General features: G+C 72.6%; 18 protein-coding genes and 1 pseudogene. 13 read left to right on the top strand and 6 right to left on the bottom strand.

Annotated features, from left to right (window positions below; translation table 11 throughout):
* The first annotated feature begins 419 nt into the window (after nt 1-419).
* On the top strand, nt 420-2,009 hold the full coding sequence (gene serA, locus ACFYP4_RS33995; protein ID WP_358855958.1) for a phosphoglycerate dehydrogenase: 1,590 nt from the start codon (nt 420-422) through the stop codon (nt 2,007-2,009).
* Between the two features lie 107 nt (nt 2,010-2,116).
* On the opposite strand, the gene ACFYP4_RS33990 is transcribed toward serA, so the two are convergent.
* Nucleotides 2,117-5,122: an AAA family ATPase gene (locus tag ACFYP4_RS33990; RefSeq protein ID WP_388790735.1), complete on the bottom strand. Its 3,006-nt coding sequence runs from the start codon at nt 5,120-5,122 to the stop codon at nt 2,117-2,119.
* 100 nt (nt 5,123-5,222) lie between these two features.
* Entirely contained in the window at nt 5,223-6,794 is a 1,572-nt protein-coding gene (locus ACFYP4_RS33985) for an MFS transporter (protein ID WP_388790745.1), read from the bottom strand.
* A gap of 86 nt (nt 6,795-6,880) precedes the next feature.
* Here ACFYP4_RS33985 and ACFYP4_RS33980 point away from each other — a divergent pair, with 86 nt between their 5' ends.
* Nucleotides 6,881-7,471 carry a TetR/AcrR family transcriptional regulator gene (locus tag ACFYP4_RS33980; RefSeq protein ID WP_388790732.1) on the top strand — a complete coding sequence of 197 codons (591 nt, stop codon included), beginning with the start codon at nt 6,881-6,883 and terminating at the stop codon, nt 7,469-7,471.
* Nucleotides 7,472-7,600: 129 nt separating this feature from the next.
* Here ACFYP4_RS33980 and ACFYP4_RS33975 read toward each other — a convergent pair whose 3' ends face one another.
* Nucleotides 7,601-7,903 (bottom strand): EthD domain-containing protein, encoded by a 303-nt coding sequence (locus ACFYP4_RS33975; protein WP_388790742.1) that lies wholly within the window; start codon nt 7,901-7,903, stop codon nt 7,601-7,603.
* On the opposite strand from ACFYP4_RS33975, the pseudogene ACFYP4_RS33970 reads away from it, so the two are divergent.
* Nucleotides 7,844-8,185, top strand: a pseudogene (locus ACFYP4_RS33970) (transcriptional regulator); the annotation flags it as partial. The gene ACFYP4_RS33975 and the pseudogene ACFYP4_RS33970 overlap by 60 nt on opposite strands.
* Nucleotides 8,186-8,303: 118 nt before the next feature.
* On the opposite strand, the gene ACFYP4_RS33965 reads toward ACFYP4_RS33970, so the two are convergent.
* On the bottom strand, nt 8,304-9,698 hold the full coding sequence (locus ACFYP4_RS33965) for a PucR family transcriptional regulator (RefSeq protein WP_388790728.1): 1,395 nt from the start codon (nt 9,696-9,698) through the stop codon (nt 8,304-8,306).
* Between the two features lie 167 nt (nt 9,699-9,865).
* Between ACFYP4_RS33965 and ACFYP4_RS33960 the strand changes: the two genes are divergently transcribed.
* The 4 genes from ACFYP4_RS33960 to ACFYP4_RS33945 all read left to right on the top strand — a co-directional run bounded on the left by ACFYP4_RS33960 (nt 9,866) and on the right by ACFYP4_RS33945 (nt 13,555).
* The gene (locus ACFYP4_RS33960; protein WP_358855672.1) at nt 9,866-10,792 is read left to right on the top strand and encodes a proline dehydrogenase family protein; all 927 of its coding nucleotides are present in this window, start codon (nt 9,866-9,868) and stop codon (nt 10,790-10,792) included.
* Nucleotides 10,793-10,829: 37 nt separating this feature from the next.
* On the top strand, nt 10,830-12,461 hold the full coding sequence (gene pruA, locus ACFYP4_RS33955) for an L-glutamate gamma-semialdehyde dehydrogenase (RefSeq protein ID WP_388790725.1): 1,632 nt from the start codon (nt 10,830-10,832) through the stop codon (nt 12,459-12,461).
* Between the two features lie 128 nt (nt 12,462-12,589).
* On the top strand, nt 12,590-13,129 hold the full coding sequence (locus tag ACFYP4_RS33950) for a GNAT family N-acetyltransferase (protein ID WP_388790722.1): 540 nt from the start codon (nt 12,590-12,592) through the stop codon (nt 13,127-13,129).
* A gap of 297 nt (nt 13,130-13,426) precedes the next feature.
* Nucleotides 13,427-13,555 (top strand): hypothetical protein, encoded by a 129-nt coding sequence (locus tag ACFYP4_RS33945; RefSeq protein WP_344392558.1) that lies wholly within the window; start codon nt 13,427-13,429, stop codon nt 13,553-13,555.
* A 58-nt stretch (nt 13,556-13,613) separates the two neighbouring features.
* Here the strand turns inward: ACFYP4_RS33945 and ACFYP4_RS33940 are convergent, their stop codons facing one another.
* Nucleotides 13,614-15,179 carry a purple acid phosphatase family protein gene (locus tag ACFYP4_RS33940; protein ID WP_388790718.1) on the bottom strand — a complete coding sequence of 522 codons (1,566 nt, stop codon included), beginning with the start codon at nt 15,177-15,179 and terminating at the stop codon, nt 13,614-13,616.
* Nucleotides 15,180-15,343: 164 nt separating this feature from the next.
* On the opposite strand from ACFYP4_RS33940, the gene ACFYP4_RS33935 reads away from it, so the two are divergent.
* Together ACFYP4_RS33935 and ACFYP4_RS33930 are read left to right on the top strand one after the other, a co-directional pair.
* Nucleotides 15,344-16,387: a 3-isopropylmalate dehydrogenase gene (locus ACFYP4_RS33935; RefSeq protein ID WP_358855676.1), complete on the top strand. Its 1,044-nt coding sequence runs from the start codon at nt 15,344-15,346 to the stop codon at nt 16,385-16,387.
* A gap of 252 nt (nt 16,388-16,639) precedes the next feature.
* Nucleotides 16,640-17,728 carry a branched-chain amino acid aminotransferase gene (locus tag ACFYP4_RS33930; protein ID WP_358855677.1) on the top strand — a complete coding sequence of 363 codons (1,089 nt, stop codon included), beginning with the start codon at nt 16,640-16,642 and terminating at the stop codon, nt 17,726-17,728.
* A 77-nt stretch (nt 17,729-17,805) separates the two neighbouring features.
* On the opposite strand, the gene ACFYP4_RS33925 is transcribed toward ACFYP4_RS33930, so the two are convergent.
* Nucleotides 17,806-19,239, bottom strand: coding sequence for a cytosine permease (locus tag ACFYP4_RS33925; protein ID WP_388790714.1), 1,434 nt, complete (start codon nt 19,237-19,239; stop codon nt 17,806-17,808).
* 168 nt (nt 19,240-19,407) lie between these two features.
* Here ACFYP4_RS33925 and ureA point away from each other — a divergent pair, with 168 nt between their 5' ends.
* The 4 genes from ureA to ACFYP4_RS33905 all read left to right on the top strand — a co-directional run bounded on the left by ureA (nt 19,408) and on the right by ACFYP4_RS33905 (nt 23,578).
* Nucleotides 19,408-20,196 carry an urease subunit gamma gene (gene ureA / locus ACFYP4_RS33920; protein ID WP_358855679.1) on the top strand — a complete coding sequence of 263 codons (789 nt, stop codon included), beginning with the start codon at nt 19,408-19,410 and terminating at the stop codon, nt 20,194-20,196.
* The gene (locus tag ACFYP4_RS33915; protein WP_388790711.1) at nt 20,193-21,890 is read left to right on the top strand and encodes an urease subunit alpha; all 1,698 of its coding nucleotides are present in this window, start codon (nt 20,193-20,195) and stop codon (nt 21,888-21,890) included. The genes ureA and ACFYP4_RS33915 overlap by 4 nt, the downstream gene beginning before the upstream one ends.
* Before the next feature lie 9 nt (nt 21,891-21,899).
* Nucleotides 21,900-22,937 carry an agmatine deiminase family protein gene (locus tag ACFYP4_RS33910; RefSeq protein WP_358855681.1) on the top strand — a complete coding sequence of 346 codons (1,038 nt, stop codon included), beginning with the start codon at nt 21,900-21,902 and terminating at the stop codon, nt 22,935-22,937.
* An 80-nt stretch (nt 22,938-23,017) separates the two neighbouring features.
* On the top strand, nt 23,018-23,578 hold the full coding sequence (locus tag ACFYP4_RS33905) for a TetR/AcrR family transcriptional regulator (protein WP_388790739.1): 561 nt from the start codon (nt 23,018-23,020) through the stop codon (nt 23,576-23,578).
* The last annotated feature ends 482 nt before the right edge of the window (nt 23,579-24,060 follow it).

Here is a 24,060-nt window from a genome sequence, read left to right as displayed (position 1 = left end):
AACACCCTTTCCTAAAAACCAACTCGTTGAACCCCCCGTAATTTGTCCTCCAATTTTTTTTGGGGGTTAACCCGGGGGGGGGGGGGGCCCGGGGGGGGGGGGGGGGGGGGGGCCCCCCCCCCCCCCCCCCGCCGAACCCCCGGTAACGCTGTTGTCCACCGAGGCCGGCCACGTCCGGGTGATCCTTACGCGGAGGCGCAAGTCGGCCCCCGCGGCAGCACTAGACTGCTGCACAACAAACGCGTCAGGCCCACAGCGTCGTGCGTCTTCCACGCGGCTCAAGCGACACCGAGGAAGTGAAGGCCCGCCCCCACGCCACTCGGCACGGGACCGCACCTGCACCTCCCCGGGCCGCCGACAACCCTCCACCGCATGCGGCCGTCGGGACGGCCGTCCGCATTGGACTTGTGAGGACTCACGTGAGCTCGAAACCTGTCGTACTCATCGCTGAAGAGCTGTCGCCCGCGACCGTCGACGCCCTGGGCCCGGACTTCGAGATCCGGCAGTGCAACGGCGCGGACCGCGCCGAGCTGCTGCCCGCGATCGCCGACGTGGACGCGATCCTGATCCGCTCGGCCACCAAGGTCGACGCCGAGGCCGTCGCCGCCGCGAAGAAGCTGAAGGTCGTCGCACGGGCCGGCGTCGGCCTGGACAACGTCGACGTCTCCGCCGCCACCAAGGCCGGCGTCATGGTCGTCAACGCCCCCACGTCGAACATCGTGACCGCGGCCGAGCTTGCCTGCGGCCTCCTGCTGGCCACCGCGCGGCACATCCCGCAGGCCAACACCGCTCTGAAGAACGGCGAGTGGAAGCGCTCCAAGTACACGGGCGTCGAACTGGCCGAGAAGACCCTCGGCGTCGTCGGCCTCGGCCGCATCGGCGCGCTGGTCGCCCAGCGCATGTCCGCGTTCGGCATGAAGGTCGTCGCCTACGACCCGTACGTGCAGCCCGCGCGCGCCGCCCAGATGGGCGTGAAGGTCCTGTCGCTGGACGAGCTGCTCGAGGTCGCCGACTTCATCACCGTGCACCTGCCCAAGACCCCCGAGACGCTCGGCCTGATCGGCGACGAGGCGCTGCACAAGGTCAAGCCGTCGGTGCGCATCGTGAACGCCGCGCGCGGCGGCATCGTCGACGAGGAGGCGCTGTACTCGGCGCTCAAGGAGGGCCGCGTCGCCGGCGCCGGCCTCGACGTGTACGCGAAGGAGCCCTGCACGGACTCCCCGCTCTTCGAGCTCGACCAGGTCGTCTGCACCCCGCACCTCGGCGCCTCCACCGACGAGGCGCAGGAGAAGGCCGGTATCGCCGTCGCCCGCTCCGTGCGTCTCGCCCTCGCCGGTGAGCTCGTGCCGGACGCGGTGAACGTCCAGGGCGGCGTCATCGCCGAGGACGTCAAGCCGGGTCTGCCGCTCGCCGAGAAGCTCGGCCGCATCTTCACCGCCCTCGCGAGCGAGGTCGCGGTCCGCCTCGACGTCGAGGTGTACGGCGAGATCACCCAGCACGACGTCAAGGTGCTCGAACTGTCCGCGCTCAAGGGCGTGTTCGAGGACGTCGTCGACGAGACCGTGTCGTACGTGAACGCGCCGCTGTTCGCGCAGGAGCGCGGTGTCGAGGTCCGTCTGACGACCAGCTCCGAGTCCCCGGACCACCGGAACGTGGTCACCGTCCGCGGCACGCTCGGCGACGGCCAGGAGGTCTCCGTCTCCGGCACGCTGGCCGGCCCCAAGCACCTCCAGAAGATCGTCGCCGTCGGTGACTACGACGTCGACCTCGCGCTCGCCGACCACATGGTCGTCCTGCGCTACGAGGACCGTCCCGGTGTCGTCGGCACCGTCGGCCGTGTCTTCGGCGAGGCCGGCATCAACATCGGGGGCATGCAGGTCGCCCGCGCGGCCGTCGGCGGCGAGGCCCTCGCGGTCCTCACGGTCGACGACACGGTCCCGCAGTCCGTCCTCACCGAGGTCGCCGACGAGATCGGCGCCACGTCGGCGCGCTCGGTCAACCTCGTCTGAGTAGCGCACAACCGCTGCGCGCCGTACGGAAGTACGGGTGTGGCGAGCTGAGGGCCGGGTCACCTTCGGGTGGTCCGGCCCTCCGTCGTGCGGCGGGACGCCGGGCGTCAGCCGGACGCCGTGCGCTCCGGCTCGATCAGGCCCTGCCGGTAGGCGATGGCCACGGCCTCCGTGCGCCCGGCCGCGCCCAGCTTGGCGAGGATGTTCGACACGTGGACGCTCGCCGTCTTGCCGCTGATGAACAGCTCCTCGCCGATCCGGCGGTTGGTGTGGCCGAGCGCGAGGAGCCGCAGCACCTCGTACTCCCGGGCCGTCAGGACCGCGCCGTCCCGCTCGGGGGGCTCCGTCCGGGCGAGCCGGCCGCGCCTGACGAGGGCGTCCAGGGCCTCGCACAGCGGTACGGCCCCGAGCCGCACGGCCGTCTCGCGTGCCGCGCGCGCCTGCTCGGCGGCCTCCTCGCGGCGGTCCGCGGCCAGCAGCGCCTCCGCCAGCCTCCGCCGGCAGCGGGCCGGCTCGTACGGGTCGCCGTAGTCGAAGGCGGCGACGGCCCTCTCCCAGGCCGCGACATCGGGGCCGGTGCGGGCGCGGGTCCACTCGGCCTCGGCGCGGGCCAGCCAGGCGAGGCCCTCGGGACCCTGCCGCGAGCCGTCCTCGCCCTTCGCGGCCGTGACGCGGGCCAGCTCCACCAGCTCGTCCGCGGTGTCCGTCCAGCGGCGGACGCCCGCCAGGTCGCCGGCCCGGCGCAGCTGTTCGGCCCGGTCGGCGACCGCGGCCAGGGCGAGCGCGGCCAGGTGCACCGCGACGTCCGGCCGCTCGGCGCCCGCCTCACCGGCGAGGGTCGTGATCGTCGTACGGACCCGGGCGACGGCCGCCTCCGGGTCACCGCGCAACGCCGCGGCGTCGGTCAGCACGATGCCCGCGACGAGGGTGGCCATCCAGTCGAACGGTCCGTCGAGGAGGGCGTGGGCCCGGTCGGCGGCCCGCTGGTCGCCCCGCGCCAGTGCCACGTACAGGGCGGGGCCGGTGGCGAACCCGGCCGCCGCGGGCAGCCGCTCGGCGTCGTCGGCGGCGGCCCGGGCGCAGTCGTCCCAGCGGCCCAGGGTGTAGAAGACCAGGGACTGGAGATAGCGCAGCTCCAGCGCGTACGACGAGGACAGCAGGCCGGAGCGGCCCGCGCGCCCGAGTCCGTCGGAGAGCCAGGTCAGGCACTCGTCCAGGTCGCCGGACTCGTAGCAGCCGACCGCGAGGTTGAACAGTGCCCGCATCTCGACGGAGACGTTGCCGGCGTGACGGGCCAGTCCGCGTGCCCGCGCCAGCCGGAGGCGGCCTTGCGGGGTGCGGCGGTTGTGGCCCTCGAGCCCGACCAGGGAGATCGTCAGGTCCGCCTGCGCGTCGGCGATCCCGAGGTCCTCGGCGACGCGCAGGGCCTGCCGGGCGATCCGCTGGGCGTCCTCGTCGTGGCCCATGTAGCGGGCCGCCATGGCGTGGGTGGCCGCGGCCCACACCCATGTGCGCGACGGGGGGTCGGCCGGGATCATGGCGAGGGCCTCACTGCTGTACGTGAACGCCGCCTTCAGCCGGTCGACGCGGATGAGGTTGCCCGCGAGGGTGTAGCGGACGCGGACGGCCAGTTCGGAGTCGGCGTCCGAGCCCGCCCGGGCGAGCGCGGCCCGGGTCAGTGTGACCGCCCGGTGGCTCTCGCCCGCGTGGGCGGCGGCCGCGGAGGCGCGCAGCGTGAGGGTGACGGTGTCGAGGACGTCCTCGGGGCGGGCCGTGGGTGCCACGGCGGGCCACAGGTCGAGGGCGGACTCCAGGTGGCGCAGCTCCTCGGCGGGCGCGCCGACACAGGCCGCGTGGTCGGCGGCCTCCAGGGACGCCCGCAGCGCGTCGGCCAGGTCGTGGCTCTCCCGCGAGTGGTGGGCGCGCTCCGCGGCGCTCTTCGCCGGGTCGCCGCGTCCGGCGAGGAGCCCGGCGAACGCGCGGTGCAGCCTGACCCGTTCGCCCGGCAGCAGGTCGGCGTAGACGGCCTCACGGATGAGGGCGTGCCGGAAGGTGTACGTGTCGCCCTCGGCGGGGACGAGGAGTTGCCTGCCGACGGCCTCGCGGAGCGCCGACTCCAGTTCTTCCTCCGGCAGTTGGACGGCATCGCGCAGCAGGCCGTGCTCGACGCGGCGGCCGGCCACGGCGGCGGTGCGCAGCACCTGCTGGGCGGTGGCGGGCAGTTGCTCGAAGCGGATGAGGAGGACGTCGGCGAGAGCGCTGGGCATCACTCCGGCTTCGGGCTCGGCGGCACCGGGTACGGCGTCCGCGGTGGCGGCGAGCAGCTCCTCCGCGTAGAACGCGTTGCCCTCGGCGCGCTCGACGATGCGGCGGACCGTCGTGTCCGGCACCGGCTCGGTGCCGAGGGCGCGCACCAGGCTGGCCACCTCCGCGTCGCGCATCGGCCGCAGCTCCAGGCGGTCGACCGCGGGCAGCCGGATCAACTCGGCGAGCAGCGGGCGCAGCGGGTGGCGGCGGTGCAGGTCGTCGGCGCGGTACGAGGCGAAGACGGCGAGGCGGTGGGTGGGGGCGCCGCCCGCCGCCGCGCCCGGGCCGCGGGTCTGCGGGAGCTGGAGCAGGCCGCGGCTGAGCAGGAAGCGCAGCAGGTCGCGGGAGGACTGGTCCGCCCAGTGCAGGTCCTCCAGGACGAGCAGGAGGGGCGTGATCGCGCCGACGTCGCGCAGGAGTCCTGCCACGCCCTCGAACAGGCGCAGCCGGCCGCCCGCGTCGTAGGCGCCGTCGGCTCCGCTGCCCAGCAGCCGGTCGACGGCGGGGTGGGCCGCGAGGGCGGGGGCGAACCGTTCGTCCGCCGCGAGCGCGCCGAGGATCTCGGTGAACGGCAGATACGGCAGGCCCACGTCGCCGAGGTCGACGCAGTGGCCGGTGAGGACCGTCATGCCGGTGGTGGCGGCGTGCGCGGCGGCTTCGGTGAGGACGCGGGTCTTGCCGACGCCGGCGTCTCCCGCGACCAGGACGGCGCGGGGGTCTCCCGCGCGGGCGCGGGTCAGCACGCCGGTGAGGCGGGCCAGTTCTTCTGACCGGCCGATGAACGGCGTACCGAATGTCTGTGCCACGGCTCCATCCTGGCATGCGGAACGGGCCCGGCACCCGGCATTGAGGCCGCCCTCCAGGGGTTCCGCCCCCGGGTGCCCGTGTCGGCCCGCGGCCTCGTCCTCATGCGCCGGACCGGCTGAGACTCTCCTGGGCGGGGTGCGAGGTCTGCTCGGCCGGAGTGGGGTGCACCTGCACCCGGCGCAGCGTGGCCGTGGCGAGGGCCGCCGCGCCCAGGAGGAGGAGCGCTCCGGCGACGGCCGCGGCGTTCATGCCGCTGGTGAAGGCTTCCCGGGCGGCCGTCGTCAGGGTGGCGCCGGCACCGTCCGGCAGGTGCCGGGCGGCGGCCAGTGCGCCGCCGAGGGTCTCCCGGGCCGCGGCCGGAGCGGAGTCCGGCATCTCGTGGCGGTAGACGGCGGTGCCGATGGAACCGAGGACCGCCATCCCCAGCGCGCCGCCGAACTCCGCGCCGGTCTCCAGGAGGGAGGAGGCCGTGCCCGCGTTGCCGACGGGGACCGTGCCGAGGGCCAGGTCCATCATCTGGGACATCACGGTGACGATTCCGGAGGCGAGGACGCCCGCGCCCGCCAGCACCAGCCACAGGGAGTCCGTACCGGCGAGGACGAGCAGTCCGTAGCCGCAGGCGGCGACGACGAAGCCGCCGGCGACGACGTGGCCGCGGTGCACGCCCTTGTGCACCAACTGCGCGGCGACCGGGGCGGCGACGCCGACCAGGACGGTCGGCAGCAGGGCCCAGAGCGCGGCTTCCATGGAGCTCTTGCCGAGCACCGACTGAAGGTACTGGGTGGTGAAGTACGCCGAGCCCATCATGGCGAACGAGGAGACGAGGTTGAGGACGACGGCGGGGGCGAAGCCGCGTCCGCGGAACAACTCGGGGGAGATCAGCGGGGATTCGGCGGTGCGCTGGCGGCGGACGAAGAGCGCGGCGAAGAGCAGGCCGACGGCGACGGAGATCACGTACTCCGGCCGCCAGCCCTCGGAGGGGATCTCCTTGACGCCGTAGATCAGGGGCAGCACGGCCGCCATGGACAGCGGCACGCCGAGCAGGTCGAAGCGGCCGGGATCGGGGTTCCTGGACTCGGGCAGCAGGACCGGGCCGAGCACCAGCAGCAGCACCATCGCGGGCAGGTTGACGAGGAAGACGGAGCCCCACCAGAAGTACTCGACGAGGACACCGCTCATCACCGAGCCGAGGGCGATGCCGCCGGTCATCACGCCGGACCACAGGCCGATCGCCTTCGCCCGCTGGCCGGGGTCCGTGAACATCGTGCGGATGATCGCCATCGTCGACGGCATCAGGGTCGCGCCGCCGATGCCGAGGAGGGCGCGGGCCGCGATCAGGGTCTCGGCGCTGTCGGCGTACGCGGCGACGACGGAGGCGGTCCCGAAGGCGGCGGCGCCGAACATCAGCAGCTTGCGGCGTCCGATGCGGTCGCCCAGGGAGCCCATCGTCATGAGCAGGCCGGCGAGCACGAACGCGTAGATGTCGAAGATCCACAGCTGTTGGGTGCCGCTCGGCTCCAGGTCCGCGCTGATCGCGGGGATGGCGAAGTAGAGGACGGAGACATCCATGGAGACGAGAAGCAGCGGCAGCATCAGGACGCCGAGGGCGGTCCATTCGCGGCGGCCGGCGCGGGGGCCGGATGCGGGGGTGGGGCTCGGGGCCGAGTGCATCATGGCAGGGACTGTACGGATGTCTTATACGTCTGTCTAGTACGCCCGTTTAGGACGGCTGTCTGGATCGGCGGTACGCTGCTCGTATGGGACACCGTGAGGATCTGCTCGAGGGCGCCAAGCGCTGCCTGCTGGAGAAGGGGTTCGTGCGCACCACCGCGCGCGACGTCGTCAAGGAGTCGGGGACGAACCTGGCGTCCATCGGCTACCACTACGGCTCGAAGGACGCGCTGCTCGCGGAGGCCTACGTCGACCTGATCGCGAACCTGGGTGAGGGGTTCGACGGCTTCGGCGGGGACGGCACGGTGGGGGAGCCCGGCTCCCTGGAGCGTTTCCAGGAGGTCTGGGCGAACGTCACCCGGTCCTTCACCGAGGCCCGATCGATCTGGATGCTCACCTTCGAGGTGATCACCAACGACGACCGGCTGCCCGGGGTGCGCGAGCAGCTGGTGAAGGCCCAGGACGAGGGGCGCCGGGGCCTGATTCCCCTGCTCCTGGGCGGCCGGGAGTCCGACGTCGACGACGAGACGCTGCGTACGGTCGGCGGTTTCTACCAGACCCTGCTCAACGGCCTGTGCGTGCAGTGGCTCTTCGACCCGGCGTCGGCGACGCAGGCCTCGCACCTCACGGAGGGGCTGCGGCGGGTGATCGAGGCGACGGCGAAGACGGGCGGCTGAGACCGGCCGGGGCCCCCGCGGCCAGCGCCGGGCCTGCAGGGTCCGCGACTTCGTGCGCACCGCGTCCTGCGGAAACGCCGGAACCCGCCCGGCTGTCGGTGGAGGCCGTGGCGACTCGGTGCCGGGCTCTCAGCCGACGACCACCTCCTCTTCGCAGATGATGCTTCCAAAGCTGTTCAGGTCGTCGAAGTTCTTGTGGTCCGGGTCGACGGTCTTCAGGAAGTTCTCGCAGAAGAAGAGCGCGTTGAGGTCGTCCATCGAGTCGAACCATGTCTCGACCACCGAGTCGTAGTCCGGTTCGGGACAGTTCGGCGCGGGGACGGGATACGACACCACGAAGCGGCGGATGTACTGCTTCGCCTCGACCCGTTCGACGCGGAGGCGTTCGCCCGCGCCGCGGCACGGCGCCTGCGCGCCGCCGCCGCCCGCCACCCCGACGACCGCGAGGTGGCCACGCTGGTGGGCGACCTCCTCGCCGGCAGCGCGGAGTTCGCCCGGCTGTGGGCCGCGCACGACGTGCGCCCCGAGCCCACCCTGCTCAAGACCGTCGATCACCCGCTGATCGGTCCCATCACCCTCAACTGCACCTTCCTCGACATCGCCGGCCGGGACCAGCAGATCGTGCTCTTCACGGTCGAGCCCGGCTCTCCCGAACAGGAGGCGCTGCGGCTGCTGTCGGTCATCGGCACACAGCGCATGGATGTGTCCGGCTGAGGAGTCCTCGCGGAATGATCTTCGTGTGCCATGGTGGAGGGGCAGGTGACCTCGTTCTTCAGCGCCTGACATGCAGTGAAGGAGACGCGCCACCCACACCGGAAGATCCTGGACAGCCCTACAGCCGCGCCCCCTTCAGCGCCATGTGCAGCAGCAGCCGGTCCTCGCCGTCGTCCAGGTCCAGGCCCGTGAGCTGCTCGACCCGGGACAGGCGGTAGTACAGGGTCTGGCGGTGGACGCCCAGCTCCGCCGCGGTGCGGCCCGCCTGGCCCGCGCAGTCGAGGAACACCTCGGCGGTGCGGGCCAGTTCGCGATGGGCGGGGGCCAGCAGGGTGCGTACGACGGGGTCGTGGGCGGCGTCCGGCGGGAGCGCCGTCAGGAGCCGGAAGGGACCGATGGACGCCCACTCGGCGACCGGCCCGAGGCGCGGCTCGGCCAGGACGGCACGGGCGGCGGCCGAGGCCTCCTGCCAGGCGGCCCCCAGTTCGGCGAGTCCCGCGCGCGCCCCGGCGACGCCGGCCGCCGCGGCACCCGGAAGACCTCCGGGCGTCGCGCCGCCCGTAGCGCTCCCGGACGCCGCCCCGCCCGAGGGGTTCCCGGACGCCGCGCGGCCCGAGGGGTTCCCGGCGGCCGCGTTTCCCGAGGTGCTCCCGGCGGCTCCGCGGCCCGAGGTGCTCTTGGCGGCTCCGCGGCCCGAGGTGCTCCCGGCGGCCGCGCCCGCCGCCTCCCGCACGAACCGCGACGCCGCCGTGAGCGCGGGGGTCAGCACCTCGGGCGAGCGCAGCCGCACCAGCAGGGCCAGGCTCTGCCCCGTCGCGCCCCACGGCACCGTGCACAGGGCGGTCGCCCCCGGCACCGTACGGACGGACGGGGCGTCGTCCGGGTCGGCGGAGGGCCACGGGGCCACGCACACGACCGTGTGCAGGCCGTCCCCCCGGGGGCCGAGTGCGGTGCGCAGCTCGGCGACCGCCATGTCCCGCTGCCAGCCGCGCTCGGCCGTCAGGACCGCCCGCAGCTCGCGCGTGAGGTCGGCGCCCGCCTGTGCCTCGTCGGCGAGCAGGGCGCCGAGCCGGGCGGCGACCTCCATGGCGGCGGCCAGCTGCCCGGCGGCCGGCCCCGGATCGTCGTCCAGGAGCCACACGTACCCCAGCACGACACCCCGATGGCGTACCGGCAGGCAGACGCGTCCGCGGTGGACGCCCGCCTCCGGCGTCGGCGGGATGCGGACCGGGCCGGTGGCCCTGGCGATGCCGAAACCCTCGAACCAGGCGCGGACCGCCGGGGTCGAGCGGCGGGTGAGGATCGAGCGGGTGCGCACCGGGTCGAGGGCGGCCTCGTCGAAGTCGCCCTCGCTGTCGTAGGCGCCGAAGGCGATCAGCTCGAAGTCCCGGTTCTCCAGCGTCGCGGGGGCGCCGAGGAGGGCCGAGATCTCGTCGACCAGCTCCTGGTACTCACCGCGTCCGGCCGGTCTGCCCGCCTTGAAATCGCCCGTCACGCGGGCATTCTCTCTCATTTCTCCACCGGCCTCATACAGATGTCTGAGATCCAGGGCACGGATGCGTGACAGCTGTCGATGGCCGACGATCGGGAGGATCCTTAGGTTTCACGGTGGTTCTCCGTGCCGTACCCGGGCGTCGTTTCCGGGTCCGCGGCCGTCCGTACTTCCCGTGGAGGTGCCCCGTGCTGGGTCCCGTGATTCTCGCCGCGTCGCGCAGCGACCGGATGCGCCGTTTCGTGTCGGCGGCCCCCGGCACCAAGCAGGTGGTCGCCCGCTTCATCGCCGGTGAGACGGTCGGCCAGGTCGTACCGATCGTGCAGGAAGCCGTCGCCCGGGGTCTTGAGGTCACCCTCGACGTCGTCGGCGAGGACATCACCACCCGCGAGCAGGCCGCCGCCGCCCGGGACGCCTACCTGGAGCTCATCGAGCACCTCGCGCGGCTGGACCTCGGCACCCGGGCCGAGATGTCCGTCAAGCTGTCGATGTTCGGCCAGGCGCTGGAGGGCGGGCACGAGCTGGCGCTCGCCAACGTCCGGCCCGTCGTCGAGGCCGCCGCCGCCATCGGCACCACGGTCACCCTGGACGCCGAGGACCACACCACCCTCGACTCGATGTTCGCGATCCACGAGGAGCTGCGGAAGGACTTCCCGCAGACCGGCTGCGTCATCCAGGCCTACCTCTTCCGCACCGAGGCCGACGCCCGCCGTCTCGCCGCGAACGGCAGCCGCGTGCGTCTGGTGAAGGGCGCCTACAAGGAGCCCGCCGAGGTCGCGTACCAGGACAGGACCGAGATCGACAAGGCGTACGTCCGGGTCCTGCGCATCCTGATGGAGGGCGACGGATACCCGATGATCGGGTCCCACGACCCCCGGCTGATCTCCATCGCCCAGGAACTCGCGCGGCGTGCCGGGCGCAAGCTCGACGAGTACGAGTTCCAGATGCTGTACGGCATCCGCGGCGAGGAGCACCTGCGGCTCGCCGCCGAGGGCCACCGCATGCGGGTGTACACCGCGTACGGCACCGACTGGTACGGCTACTTCATGCGCCGCCTCGCGGAGAAGCCGGCCAACCTCCTGTTCTTCGCCCGCTCCATCCTCACCAAGGGCTGAGTTCGAACCACCTGCTCACTAAGGAGTTACGGAACCCATGGACGCTGTGACCCAGGTCCCCACCCCCGTCAACGAGCCGGTGCAGGGCTACGCCCCCGGCTCCCCGGAGCGCGCCCGCCTGGAGGCCAGGCTCAAGGAGCTGGCCGAGAACCCGATCGAGCTCCCGATGACCATCGGCGGCGTGAAGCGGCTCGGCGGCGGCGAGCGCTTCGAGGTCGTGCAGCCGCACAACCACAAGGCCGTCATCGGCACCGGCGCGCACGCCACCCGGCAGGACGCGCAGGACGCGATCGATGCCGCCCTCGCCGCCGCCCCCGCCTGGCGCGCGATGTCCTTCGACGACCGTGCCGCGATCATCCTGCGCGCCGCCGAGCTGCTGTCCGGCCCGTGGCGCGAGACCCTCGCCGCCTCCACGATGCTCGGGCAGTCGAAGACCGCCCAGCAGGCCGAGATCGACTGCCCGTGCGAGCTCGTCGACTTCTGGCGCTTCAACGTCAAGTACGCCCGGGACCTGCTCGCGGAGCAGCCCCCGGCCAACTCGCCGGGCGTCTGGAACCGCCTCGACCACCGCCCGCTCGAGGGCTTCGTCTACGCGATCACGCCGTTCAACTTCTCGGCGATCGCGGGCAACCTGCCGACCGCGCCCGCGCTGATGGGCAACGTCGTCGTGTGGAAGCCGTCCCCGACGCAGACCCACGCCGCCGTGCTGCTGATGCAGCTCCTGGAGGAGGCCGGCCTGCCCAAGGGCGTCATCAACCTCGTCACCGGTGACGGCGTCGAGGTCTCCAAGGTCGCCCTGGAGCACCGCGACCTCGCCGGCATCCACTTCACCGGCTCCACCAAGACCTTCCAGTACCTGTGGAAGACGGTCGGCAACAACATCGAGAAGTACCGCTCGTACCCGCGTCTGGTCGGCGAGACCGGCGGCAAGGACTTCCTGGTCGCGCACCCGAGCGCCGACCGCGCCGTCCTCAAGACCGCCCTGACCCGCGGTGCCTTCGAGTACCAGGGCCAGAAGTGCTCGGCGACCTCCCGCGCGTACCTCCCCGCCTCCATCTGGAACTCCGGCTTCAAAGAGGAGTTCGCGGCCGAGGTCGACTACCTGACCATGGGTGACGTCACCGACCTCGCCAACTTCGTGGGCGCCGTCATCGACGAGCGGTCCTTCGCCAAGAACAAGGCCGCCATCGACCGCGCCAAGGCGGACCCGGCCTGCACGATCGTCGCGGGCGGCTCGTACGACGACTCGGTCGGCTACTTCGTGCGCCCGACCGTCGTCGAGTGCACCGACCCGGAGAACGAGGTCTTCCGGACCGAGTACTTCGGCCCGTTCCTCGCCGTGTACGTCTACGAGGACGACCGGTACGACGAGATGCTGGCCCAGATGGAGTCGGTCTCGGACTACGCGCTCACCGGTGCGGTCATCTCCAACGACCGCGCGGCGGCCGCGTACACGATGGACAGGCTCCGCTACGCGGCCGGCAACTTCTACATCAACGACAAGTCGACCGGCGCCGTCGTCGGCCAGCAGCCCTTCGGCGGCGGCCGCGCGTCCGGCACCAACGACAAGGCCGGCGCCCCGCAGAACCTGATGCGCTGGACCCTGACCCGCGCCATCAAGGAGACGCTGGTCCCGCCGACCGACTACACCTACCCGCACATGGGCTGACCTCGGCCCCCCGAGGTTCCGGGCCGGGAGGCCGCCGATCGGGGCGGCTTCCCGGCCCGTGCGCGTCCTTCGGCCCGTGCGCGTCCCTCGGCGGCCGGTGCGGCGGGACCGCCGGGAATACTGGGGCGATGGCCACTCGACTGCGTACCGCTCACACGGCGGAACTCGTCCCCGCCGAACTCCGCGCCGTCCGCGCCCTCCTGGAGGACGCCTTTGACGGCGACTTCGGCGACGAGGACTGGGACCACGGCCTCGGCGGCATCCACGCCCTCGTCCACGACGAACGGGGCCTCGCCGCCCACGGGTCCGTGGTCCAGCGGCGCGTCCTGCACCAGGGGCGCTCCCTGCGCGTCGGCTACGTCGAGGCGGTCGGCGTGCGCCCCGACGTCCGCCGGACGGGCCTGGGCGGGCAGGTGATGGCGGCTCTCGAACGGGTCATCGACGGCGCGTACGCTCTCGGCGCGCTCTCCGCCAGCGACGACGGCGCCGCCCTCTACACGGCCCGGGGCTGGCAGGTCTGGCCCGGGCGCATCTGCGCGCTCGGCCCCGCGGGTGTCGTGCGCCTGGCCGAGGAAGAGGGCACCACCTTCGTGCGTCCCGCCGCCGCGGGCCCGCTGGACGCCGCGCACGAGCTGGTCTTCGACTGGCGGGACGGCGACGTGCTGTGACGCGGCGACGTGCTGTGACGGCGGGCGCGCCGCGGCCGGTTCGCGTCGCCGCAGGTCACAGCCGTGGGCCGGTCCCCCCGTCTCAGATAGTAGGAAGTCCGAGTAATCGTGCAGACAGAAGCGCGGTCCTCGCCTAGCTTGGTAGGAGCCGAACGTCTCGCTCGATCAAGCGAATGGCGGTCGTGAGCCGCGCCCCGTGCAGGCAACCCCTGCGGCACCGCTCCCCGCCCCTCCGGCGTCTCGTATCCCTCACCCCCCTTCCGGTTGTCATTTTCCGGAGGCAAGGAGCCGACCATCATGGCCGAGACGACCGTCCGCCGAGTCCGTCACGTTTCCCGTACCAGCGACTCCGACCGCAAGAACGCCGCCGCGGCACTCCAGCGCGCCCTCGACCGCCGGGACAACGGCGGCGCGACGGGCCACTGACGCCCACTGATCCGCCCATCTGCCGGGAGCCGCGCCCGCTCGGGATGCGGCGCGGCGCTCAGGCGCCGCGCCGCACCTCGAAGTGGTCGATCCGCTCGCCGTTCTGCGCCAGCGCCGAGACGGTGAGCCGGGGAGCGGGGCCGGTCTCGGCCTCCACCGAGAGGAACGAGTAGCCGGTGTACCGCACCCGTGACCACTCGACGCTGTCCGGCTTCCGCCGCTTCGCCTCGGTCCAGTGGAAGGTCTCGACGGACTCGCGGTCCCTCACCCTTCCCTCGTAGCTGTCCTTCACCCCCGCCGGGAAGCGGTAGAGGCTCTTGCCCGCCCCTCCCGCCGTGACGTAGACGATGCCGTCGCGGGTGGGGTCGGTCGTGGCGCCCACGGGAACCCGCCGGCCGACCGCGCCGTTCTTGACGGCGTCGGTCCGCTCGTAGACGTGGTTGTGCCCGTTGATCACCAGGTCCACCTGGTGTCTGGCGAACAGCGGCACCCAAACGTCCCGCACCCCGCCGTCGGAGGCGTGCGTCGACGTGGAGTAGGCACAGTGGTGGAAGAAGACCACGATGAAGTCGACCTGGCTGCGCAGCTCCCCGAGCCGCCGGTCGAGCCAGGCGGTCTGCCTGCCGTCCGAGTAGCCCAGGTTGGCGGGGATCTCGTACGACACGTCGTTGGCGTCCAGCGCCACGACGCCGACATTGCCGTAGACGAACGAGTAGACGCCCGGCGCCCGCTCCGCGTCGAAGCCGTTGCCGGGAAGCGACCAGCGCGCGGACTGGCCGCCGTAGCCGTTCGGCGAGTACCAGGCCTCCATGTCGTGGTTGCCGGTCGTCACCATCCACGGCACCGACCGGGCCACCGTCTCGGTCTGCTTCAGGAAGAGGTCCCAGGCGGCCGGGTCGTAGATGTCCGACTCCTCGCCGTGGCCGGTCCCGTCCGCGTAGCAGATGTCGCCCGCGTGCAGGTGGAACGCCGGACCGCGGCCGAGGAGCACCTTGTCGTTGGCCAGGGCGTCGGGCGTGACGCCCTGGTCGCCGAAGGCCGTGAACACGAACTTCTCCGGGTGCGCGGGCGCCGTGCGGAAGCGGCCGACCGTCCCGTGGTGCTCCGTGCCGGCGGGGTCGAACCCCTCGTGGCCGACGCCGTAGTAGTACGTCGTCCCCGGGCGCAGCCGGTCGAGCGCCGCGTGCAGGTAGTACTGGTCCAGCGCGAGCCGCTGCCCGGCGACGCCCGGGGTGTGCAGGTCGCGCACCTCGGCCTCGATCCGCCGGCTCAGCGACCATGGCGTCAGTCCCACCCGGACGTACGGCTTCCGGACCGCGAACGGCACCTGCCAGGAAATCCGCATCTGCGTCTTCGGGTCCGCGCCGAAGGCGAGGTGGCGCCCGAACGGCGTCACTGCGGAGCCCGGAACCCGGCCGGTGGCCGGACGCGACGACGTGCCGGCCGTCCGCGGGCGGCTCCCGTTGTCCGGCGTGCATCCGGCGAGCAGCCCGCCGCCCGCGAACGCGCCCGCGGTCACCAGCGCGCGGCGCCGCGTGAGCCGCGCGCGCAGGTACTCGTGCTGCTCGGCCATGCTCATACGGCGGGCGAGCTGCTCCGGGATGCCGACGTCAGGGGTGTCCATGCCGGTGAACTTCCCAGCACGGACCGACGACCGGCAGACGCACGGGTGAACGCAGTCTGACGAATACCCCCGTGGCTCCTCCGCGCCCGGCTCCGCCACCACCCGCCACGTCCGGATGGTGGACATCGCGTGTCATCCCATGGGACAAGGAGTACGGTGCCGTCATGTCTCGCAGCCTCAATCTCGCAGTGATTCCCGGTGACGGCATCGGCCAGGAGGTCGTGGCCCAGGGACTGAAGGTGCTCTCCGCCGTCCTTCCGCAGGATGTGAAGCTGGAGACCAAGGAGTTCGACTTCGGCGCCAGGCGCTACCACGCCACCGGTGAGACCCTCACCGACGCCGACCTCGAGGCCCTGCAGAAGCACGACGCGATCCTGCTCGGCGCGATCGGCGACCCCTCGGTCCCGTCCGGCGTCCTGGAGCGGGGCTTCCTGCTCAAGCTCCGCTTCGCCTTCGACCACCATGTGAACCTGCGCCCCTCGAAGCTCCTCCCGGGTGTCGCCACCCCGCTGGCGGGACAGCCCGAGATCGACTTCGTCGTCGTCCGCGAGGGCACCGAGGGCCCCTACACGGGCAACGGCGGCACCATCCGCAAGGGCACCCCGCACGAGGTCGCCACCGAGGTCTCCGTCAACACGGCCTTCGGTGTCGAGCGCGTCGTCCGGGACGCCTTCGCCCGCGCCCAGGCCCGCCCGCGCAAGAAGCTCGCCCTCATCCACAAGAACAACGTGCTGACCTTCGCCGGTCACCTGTGGACGGACGTCTTCAACCGGGTGGCCGAGGAGTTCCCCGAGGTCACCACCGAGTACATGCACGTGGACGCGGCGACGATCTACCTCGTCACGCAGCCCGAGCGCTTCGACGTGATCGTCACCGACAACCTCTTCGGCGACATCGTCACCGACCTCGCCGCGGCCGTCTCCGGCGGCATCGGCGTCGCCGCCTCGGGCAACATCAACCCGAGCGGCGCGTACCCCTCGATGTTCGAGCCCGTGCACGGCTCGGCGCCCGACATCGCGGGCCAGGGCAAGGCCGACCCCACCGCCACGGTCCTCTCCGTCGCCCTGCTGCTGCGCCACCTCGGCCACGAGGCCGAGGCCGCGAGGATCGAGGACGCGGTCGCCGGCGACCTCGCGGAGCGCGTCGGCGGACCCGAGCGCACGACCGAGGAAATCGGCGACGCCCTCGCCGTACGAGTAGCCGGCTGACCCCGCGCGCCACTCACTTCTGGAAGAGCCGCCGGGTCGCATCCGCACCCGGCGGCTTTTCTTATGCCCTCGCCGGGTGCCACCATCGAACCCTGGGCCGCATTCACACCTTTTTCGTCCACGGCTCCGCACACGCGATAATCGAACGCGGAGCCGCGGAATGAGGGAATGCTCGGACGTCCTAGCACTGGCCACAGGCAGTACAGGCGTGAGCGCGGCCCGTCACACACAACCGGTGAAGGACAACCACTCATGACGACGCCCACCATCGAGCTCAAGCCCTCGGCCGCCCCGCTCTCCGAGGCGGAGCGCGAGGCCATCCTGGCCAACCCCGGGTTCGGCCGGCACTTCACCGACCACATGGTGACGATCCGGTGGACCGAGGGCCGCGGCTGGCACGACGGCCAGCTCGTGCCGTACGGCCCGCTCTCCCTCGACCCGGCGAACATGACCCTGCACTACGCGCAGGAGATCTTCGAGGGCCTGAAGGCGTACCGCCAGCCCGACGGTTCCGTCGCCACCTTCCGTCCCGAGATGAACGCCCGACGCTTCCAGTCCTCCGCGCGCCGGCTCGGCATGCCCGAGCTGCCGGTCGAGACGTTCATCGAGGCCTGTGACGTCCTCGTCCAGCACGACCGTGCCTGGGTCCCGGCGCACGGCGGCGAGCAGTCCCTCTACCTGCGGCCGTTCATGATCGCGACCGAGGTCGGCCTCGGGGTGAAGCCCGCCAACGAGTACCTCTTCCTCGTCATCGCCTCGCCCGCCGGCGCGTACTTCGCCGGGGGCGTCAGGCCCGTCTCGATCTGGCTCTCCGAGGACCGCGTCCGCGCCGTCCCCGGCGGCATGGGCGACGCCAAGACCGGCGGCAACTACGCCGCGTCGCTGCTCGCGCAGGCCGAGGCCGCCGCGAAGGGCTGCGACCAGGTCGCCTACCTCGACGCCGTGGAGCACAAGTGGGTCGAGGAACTCGGCGGCATGAACCTGTACTTCGTGTACGGCGACAGGATCGTCACCCCCGAGCTGACCGGCTCCCTGCTCGCCGGTGTCACCCGCGACTCGCTGCTCAGCGTCGCCCGTGACCTCGGCTACCGGGCGGAGGAGGGCCGCGTCTCCATCGACCAGTGGCAGCGCGACACGGAGAACGGCACCCTCACCGAGGTCTTCGCCTGCGGCACCGCCGCCGTGATCACCCCGGTCGGCACCGTCAAGCGCACCGGCACCGAGTGGCAGCAGTCGGGCGGCGAGCCGGGCGAGGTCACCCTGCGGCTGCGCGAGGCCCTTCTCGACATCCAGCGCGGCATCGCCGAGGACAGGCACGGCTGGATGCACCCGCTGGGCTGAGCCCCCTCCTGCACCGCGCGGGAGCCCGCCCCGGCCGGGGCGGGCTCCCGCGTCCGACGGCGCGGACTCGGCACCCGTCACGGCGAGAGCGGGGCCGCCTCGCGCTCCGCGTCCGAGGGGACGGGCACGGCGGACGCGCCCCGGGTCAGGGCGAGGTAGAGGGCGCCGCCGACCGCCCCCGACAGCAGGAAGCTGCAGTCCACGCCGCCCGTCAGGGACAGCAGCGGACCCTCGTACGACGGGAGCGAGACCGCCAGCACGCCGACGCAGGCGCCGAGCGCCCAGGCCGTGGTGGCCGGGATGTTCCAGCCGCCGCGGTACCAGTAGACGCCGCCCCGGGAGCGGCGGTTGAAGACCTGGAGGGCGTCCGGGTCGTAGACGCCGCGGCAGCGGACGAAACCGATCAGGGTGATGACGGCCCAGGGCGTGCCGATCGCGGTGAGCAGCAGCACGAAGGACGTCATCGCGTCCTGGGTGCTGGACGCGTAGTGGCCGGCGAAGACGCACGCGGTGGCTACCACGGCGACCGTGCAGGTGGCCCGGGCGCGTGAGGCGCGCGGCAGGATCGCGTCGAGGTCCAGGCCCATCGAGTAGAGCATCAGTCCCGCGTTGCCGACCGATCCCGCCGAGGCGGCGAGCAGCAGCGGCACCAGGTACCAGCCGGGGGAGGCCGCCACCAGCGGGCCGGCGTAGTCGAGGGCGGCGCGTGCGGCGTACGCAGTGAAGGTGCCGAAGAGCTGCGGGACCAGGAGGCCGGCGAGCAGGCCCAGCCAGGTGGCGTGCAGGACCGTGCGCGGACTGTGGCGGGCGGGGGAGATGTAGCGGGTGTAGTCACCGAGCAGGGTGATGAAGGCGATGGGCCCGGACAGGCCCGCCGCGACCGCCGCCAGCAGCCACGTCGGCCAGAACGAGCCGAGCAGGTAGCCGCCGGTCTCCGGGAGCGCGGAGGTGGTGAAGTGCGGTGCGTACGCGATCATCCCGAGGGCCAGCAGCGCGGTCATGGCGACGGCCAGTACGCGCGACATCGCGAGGAGCACGCGGTAGCCGTACACCGCGCCCGCCACCGTCGCCGCGGCCAGCAGCGCGTAGACCACGGCGTACGAGGCCTCCGTCGCAGGCAGCCCGAACAGCCGGTGCAGGACGCTCACCATCACGTCGCCGCCGATCCAGACGGTCAGCGCGGTGTAGCCGAGGGCCAGCAGCAGGCCCACGACCGAGCCGACCAGCCGGCCGCGGACGCCGAACTGGGCGCCCGAGGACGTCGAGAGGTTCGTCGCGGTGCGCAGGGACACCAGGGCGAGCGGGGCCGTGACCGCCGTGCCGACGACGGTGCCCGCCACTACCGAGCTGACCGACGCCCACCAGTCGAGGCCGAAGGACGGCGGCAGCCAGCCGAAGACGATCACGCCGAGGCACAGGTTGGACCCGAGCAGGATCGAGACGAGGTCGCGGGGTCCGCTGGTGCGTTCCTCGTCGGGGATGGTGTCGACTCCGTGCCGTTCGATGGGCATGGCTGGTCTCCTTCGATCGGCCGCCTGTGTGCACACCCAATAATTTGAGCGGCGTTCAATGTGACGCGTTCCAGGCCAGCCCGTCAATGCTTTCGCTTCCTGTGGTGCAGGGCTAGGCTGTGGTTAGAGTGATGCTCTAAATGGTGGAAGGCAAGGAGGTGTCGCGTCGTGAGACTGACCCCCACCGAACGTGACCGGCTGCTGCTCTTCGGGGCCGCCGAACTGGCACGGGCCCGCCGGGCCCGGGGCCTCAGGCTCAACGTCCCGGAGGCGACCGCCCTCATCGCCGACACCGTCTGCGAGGCGGCCCGCGACGGACGCCGGCTCGCCGAGGCGATCGCGGCGGCGCGTGCGGTGCTCGGGCCCGCCGACGTCCTGCCGGGCGTGGCCGACGTCGTCACCGAGGTGCACGTCGAGGCCGTCTTCGACGACGGCTCGCGGCTCGCCGTGGTGAGCGACCCCATCGGCGGGGGGCTGGGCGAGCACGCGCCGGGCGCGCTGCTGCCGGGCCCCGGGCACGCCGAGCCCGCGGCCGCCGTCCGGCTCACGGTCACGAACACCGCGACGGTCCCGGTCTCCGTCACCTCGCACTTCCACTTCTTCGAGGCCAACCCGCGGCTCGACTTCGACCGGTCCGCGGCGTACGGGATGCGGCTCGCGGTGCCCGCGGGCTCGTCGGTGCGGTTCGGACCCGGCGAGAGCACCCGGGTCGGCCTGCTGCCGATCGGCGGCGAGCGCGTCGCGATCGGGTTCGCGGGCCTGGTGGACGGACCGCTGGACGCGCCGGGAGCCAGGCAGGAGGCCCTCCGCCGGGCCGCCGCCTGCGGCTACCTGGGCGCCGGACCGGCCGGCGCGCCCGCGCCGGCCGGCGAGGGGAGCGGGCCGGGCGCGCCCGCCCGGCCCGCCGAATCAGCCCGCCCCGACGCACCGCGCGCGACCGAAGGAGACGGACGATGAGCACCGGCATCGACCCCTACGCGTACGCCGCGACCCACGGCCCGAGGGCCGGGGACCGCGTCCGGCTCGGCGACTCGGGACTGACGGTCCGGATCGAGTCGGACGCCCAGAAGTACGGGGACGAGTTCCTGGCCGGCTTCGGGAAGACCGCCCGCGACGGACTGCACCTGAAGGCGGCCGCCGTCCGCGACACCTGCGACGTCGTGATCAGCAACGTCGTCGTGATCGACGCGGCCCAGGGCATCCGGAAGGTCTCCATCGGCATCCGCGGGGGCCGGATCTGCTCGATCGGGCGGGCGGGGAACCCGGACACCCTCGACGGCGTGGACGTCGTGGTCGGCACGGGCACGTCGATCGTGTCGGGCGAGGGGCTCATCGCTACCGCGGGCGCCGTCGACACGCACGTGCACCTGCTGTCGCCGCGCATCATGGAGGCCTCCCTCGCCTCCGGTGTCACCACGGTCATCGGCCAGGAGTTCGGGCCCGTGTGGGGCGTGGGTGTCAACTCGCCCTGGGCGCTGCGGCACGCCTTCGGCGCCTTCGACGCCTGGCCGGTCAACATCGGCTTCCTCGGCCGGGGTTCGTCCTCGGACGCGGCACCCCTCGTCGAGGCGCTGGCCGAGGGCGGCGCGTCCGGCTTCAAGGTCCACGAGGACATGGGCGCCCACACCCGGGCACTGGACACGGCGCTGCGGGTCGCCGAGGAGCACGACGTCCAGGTGGCCCTGCACAGCGACGGGCTGAACGAGTGCCTGTCCGTCGAGGACACCCTGCGGGTCCTGGACGGACGCACGATCCACGCCTTCCACATCGAGGGCTGCGGCGGCGGTCACGTGCCGAACGTCCTGAAGATGGCGGGCGTCCCGAACGTCATCGGTTCCTCCACCAACCCCACCCTGCCGTTCGGCCGGGACGCGGTCGCCGAGCACTACGGGATGATCGTCTCCGTCCACGACCTGAAGACCGACCTGCCCGGCGACGCGGCGATGGCCCGGGACCGGATCAGGGCCGGCACCATGGGCGCCGAGGACGTGCTGCACGACCTGGGCGCGATCGGCATCACCTCGTCGGACGCGCAGGGCATGGGCCGGGCCGGCGAGACGGTACGCCGCACCTTCGCGATGGCCGGGAAGATGAAGGCCGAGCTGGGCCCCCTCGACGGCGGCGCGGACACCGGCGACGACAACGCGCGCGTCCTGCGCTACCTGGCCAAGCTGACGATCAACCCGGCCGTCGCGCACGGGCTCGCCCACGAGGTCGGCTCCATCGAGGTCGGCAAGCTCGCCGACATCGTCCTGTGGCGCCCCGAGTACTTCGGCGCCAAACCGCAGCTCGTGCTCAAGTCCGGCTTCCCCGCGTACGGCGTCGTGGGCGACCCGAACGCGGCGACTGACACCTGCGAACCCCTCGTCCTCGGGCCGCAGTTCGGGGCGTACGGCGCGACGCCCGCCGACATCTCCGTCGCCTTCGTCGCGCAGGCCGCGGTGGACCTGGGCAAGGACCTGATGCCCACCCGGCGGCGCCGGGTCGCCGTGCGGGGCACCCGCGGCATCGGCCCCGCCGACCTGCACCTCAACTCCCGTACCGGAGCCGTCGACGTCGACCAGCGCACCGGTCTCGTCACCCTCGACGGAGACCCGCTGAGCTCCGAGCCGGCCGACTCCGTCTCCCTCAACCGCCTGTACTTCCTCTAAGGACCCCCCATGTCTGCTGCCGCCGACGGTTTCCGCATGCCCGCCGAGTGGGCCCCGCACGAACGCACCTGGATGGCGTGGCCGGGCCCCAACCCCACCTTCGACGACCCGGACGGCCTCGCCGGGGCCCGCCGCGCGTGGGCCGACGTGGCCCGCGCCGTCCGCCGCTTCGAGCCGGTGACGGTGGTGTGCGGGCCGGGCCTGTCGGCCGGGGCGCGCGACCTCCTGGGCCCCGGCGTCGAGGTGGTCGAGCGGGAGCTCGACGACGCGTGGATGCGTGACATCGGCCCCACCTTCCTCACCGACGGGAAGGGCGGACTGGCGGCGGTGGACTGGACGTTCAACGGCTGGGGCGCCCAGGACTGGGCCCGCTGGGAGCACGACGGCAAGGTTGCCGCGTACGTCTCCGATCTGGCCGGGGCCCGTACGTACGCCTCGAAGCTGGTCAACGAGGGCGGCGCGATCCACGTCGACGGCGAGGGGACCGTCCTGCTGACCGAGACCGTGCAGCTCGGCCCCGAGCGCAACCCGCACTGGACGCGCGAGGAGGTCGAGGCGGAGATCCACGCCCAGCTCGGCACCCGCAAGGCGATCTGGCTGCCCCGCGGGCTGACCGGCGACTATCCCCCCTACGGCTTCGGCACGCTCGGGCACGTCGACATCGTGGCCGCCTTCGCACGTCCCGGTGTCGTCGTGGCGCACTCCCAGCCGGACCCGGCGCACCCCGACCACGAGGTCGGCAAGGAGATCGCCGGGCTGCTCAGGGGGCAGACCGACGCGCGGGGCCGCCGGCTGGAGGTCGTCGAGATCCCCGCCCCGACGGTGCTGGAGGCCGACGGGCACTGGGCCGACTACTCGTACATCAACCACTACCTCTGCAACGGCGGTGTGGTGCTGTGCGGCTTCGACGACCCCCGGGACGAGATCGCCGCCGGGATCTTCCGGCGGCTGTTCCCGGAGCGGACGGTGACGCTGGTGGACGCCCGTACGATCTTCTCCGGGGGCGGTGGCATCCACTGCATCACCCAGCAGCAGCCGAGGGTCTGAACCGGGAGTCGCACGTGGCCGGGAGCCGCACACCGCGCAGGAGAAACGCGCCTGCGCGCGAGGACGTGCTGGCCACCGCCATGGACATGATCGCCGAGCGGGGTCTGGAGCAGCTCACCATGGCGGCGCTCGGCCGCGAGGTCGGGATGAGCAGTGGCCATCTCCTCTACTACTTCCGCTCCAAGGACGAGCTGCTGCTGCGGACCCTGGAATGGAGCGAGGGGCGTCTCGGCACCGAGCGCGGCCGGCTGCTCGCCGCGCGCGGCACGGCCCGGGAACGTCTCGACGCGTACGTCGACCTGTACGTGCCCGACGGACACCGCGACCCGCACTGGACGCTGTGGCTGGAGGTCTGGAACCGCTCGCAGAACGCCGACGAGGAGGCCCGCGACCGGCAGGCCGCCATCGAGGGCGCCTGGCACCGCGACCTGGTGGCGCTGCTCGCCGAGGGCGTCTCGCGGGGCGAGTTCCGCCGGGTCGACCCGGACCGCTTCGCCGCGCGGCTGCGGTCCCTGCTCGACGGGTTCTCCATCCACGTGGCGATCGGGCTGCGCGGCACGGACCGCGGGCAGGTCCTGGACCACGTCCGGGAGTTCCTCGACGAGTCGCTCGGCGAGGCCGCGCCCGAGCGGGAGTCCTGAGGGCGGGCGGCGGTCCCGAGCGCGGGCGGTGGCCGGAAGCGGGCGCCGGGACGGAACGTCCGGCCCGCATCCTGAGACACCCCTGAGCGCGGGGGCCCCGCTGTGCCAGACTGCCTCCGTGCTCTCGTTCGCCATGATTATTGGCAGCAGGCGCGCCGGTCCGCAGTGACCGCCACGTACCACCACGTACGGGCGGGCACCGTCGTCTCGACCCGCGCGCAGACCTCTCGCACCCGCGAGAGGTTTTTCGTTTTCCCGGCGCCCACCACCAGCCGGGAAGAGAGCGCGAGGGATCATTGGGGGACGGTGGAGCCGGTTATTCCGGTAGACCGAGATCCGATACAGGAGCCAGAGACCATGACGGAAACCAGCGAGCTCGACGATTCGTTCCACGTCTTCGACACGACGCTGCGCGACGGCGCGCAGCGTGAGGGCATCAACCTCACGGTCGCGGACAAGCTGGCCATCGCACGGCACCTGGA

This window comes from Streptomyces sp. NPDC005551, assembly GCF_042871785.1.
In the GTDB taxonomy this organism is placed as follows: Bacteria; Actinomycetota; Actinomycetes; order Streptomycetales; family Streptomycetaceae; genus Streptomyces.
Note: the sequence above shows the minus strand (reverse complement) of the source record. Positions and strands in the feature narration are given on the sequence as shown.

What these genes read in the sequence shown, in the direction of transcription:
- ACFYP4_RS33935 (WP_358855676.1), top strand. Translation starts at nt 15,344, where the DNA reads ATGTCTCGCAGCCTCAATCTCGCAGTGATTCCCGGTGACGGCATCGGC.
- ACFYP4_RS33925 (WP_388790714.1), bottom strand. Translation starts at nt 19,239, where the DNA reads ATGCCCATCGAACGGCACGGAGTCGACACCATCCCCGACGAGGAACGC.
- ACFYP4_RS33940 (WP_388790718.1), bottom strand. Translation starts at nt 15,179, where the DNA reads ATGGACACCCCTGACGTCGGCATCCCGGAGCAGCTCGCCCGCCGTATG.
- ACFYP4_RS33980 (WP_388790732.1), top strand. Translation starts at nt 6,881, where the DNA reads ATGGGACACCGTGAGGATCTGCTCGAGGGCGCCAAGCGCTGCCTGCTG.
- ACFYP4_RS33950 (WP_388790722.1), top strand. Translation starts at nt 12,590, where the DNA reads ATGGCCACTCGACTGCGTACCGCTCACACGGCGGAACTCGTCCCCGCC.
- ACFYP4_RS33985 (WP_388790745.1), bottom strand. Translation starts at nt 6,794, where the DNA reads ATGCACTCGGCCCCGAGCCCCACCCCCGCATCCGGCCCCCGCGCCGGC.
- pruA (WP_388790725.1), top strand. Translation starts at nt 10,830, where the DNA reads ATGGACGCTGTGACCCAGGTCCCCACCCCCGTCAACGAGCCGGTGCAG.
- ACFYP4_RS33965 (WP_388790728.1), bottom strand. Translation starts at nt 9,698, where the DNA reads ATGAGAGAGAATGCCCGCGTGACGGGCGATTTCAAGGCGGGCAGACCG.
- ACFYP4_RS33930 (WP_358855677.1), top strand. Translation starts at nt 16,640, where the DNA reads ATGACGACGCCCACCATCGAGCTCAAGCCCTCGGCCGCCCCGCTCTCC.
- ACFYP4_RS33910 (WP_358855681.1), top strand. Translation starts at nt 21,900, where the DNA reads ATGTCTGCTGCCGCCGACGGTTTCCGCATGCCCGCCGAGTGGGCCCCG.
- ACFYP4_RS33945 (WP_344392558.1), top strand. Translation starts at nt 13,427, where the DNA reads ATGGCCGAGACGACCGTCCGCCGAGTCCGTCACGTTTCCCGTACCAGC.
- ACFYP4_RS33915 (WP_388790711.1), top strand. Translation starts at nt 20,193, where the DNA reads ATGAGCACCGGCATCGACCCCTACGCGTACGCCGCGACCCACGGCCCG.
- ACFYP4_RS33905 (WP_388790739.1), top strand. Translation starts at nt 23,018, where the DNA reads ATGGACATGATCGCCGAGCGGGGTCTGGAGCAGCTCACCATGGCGGCG.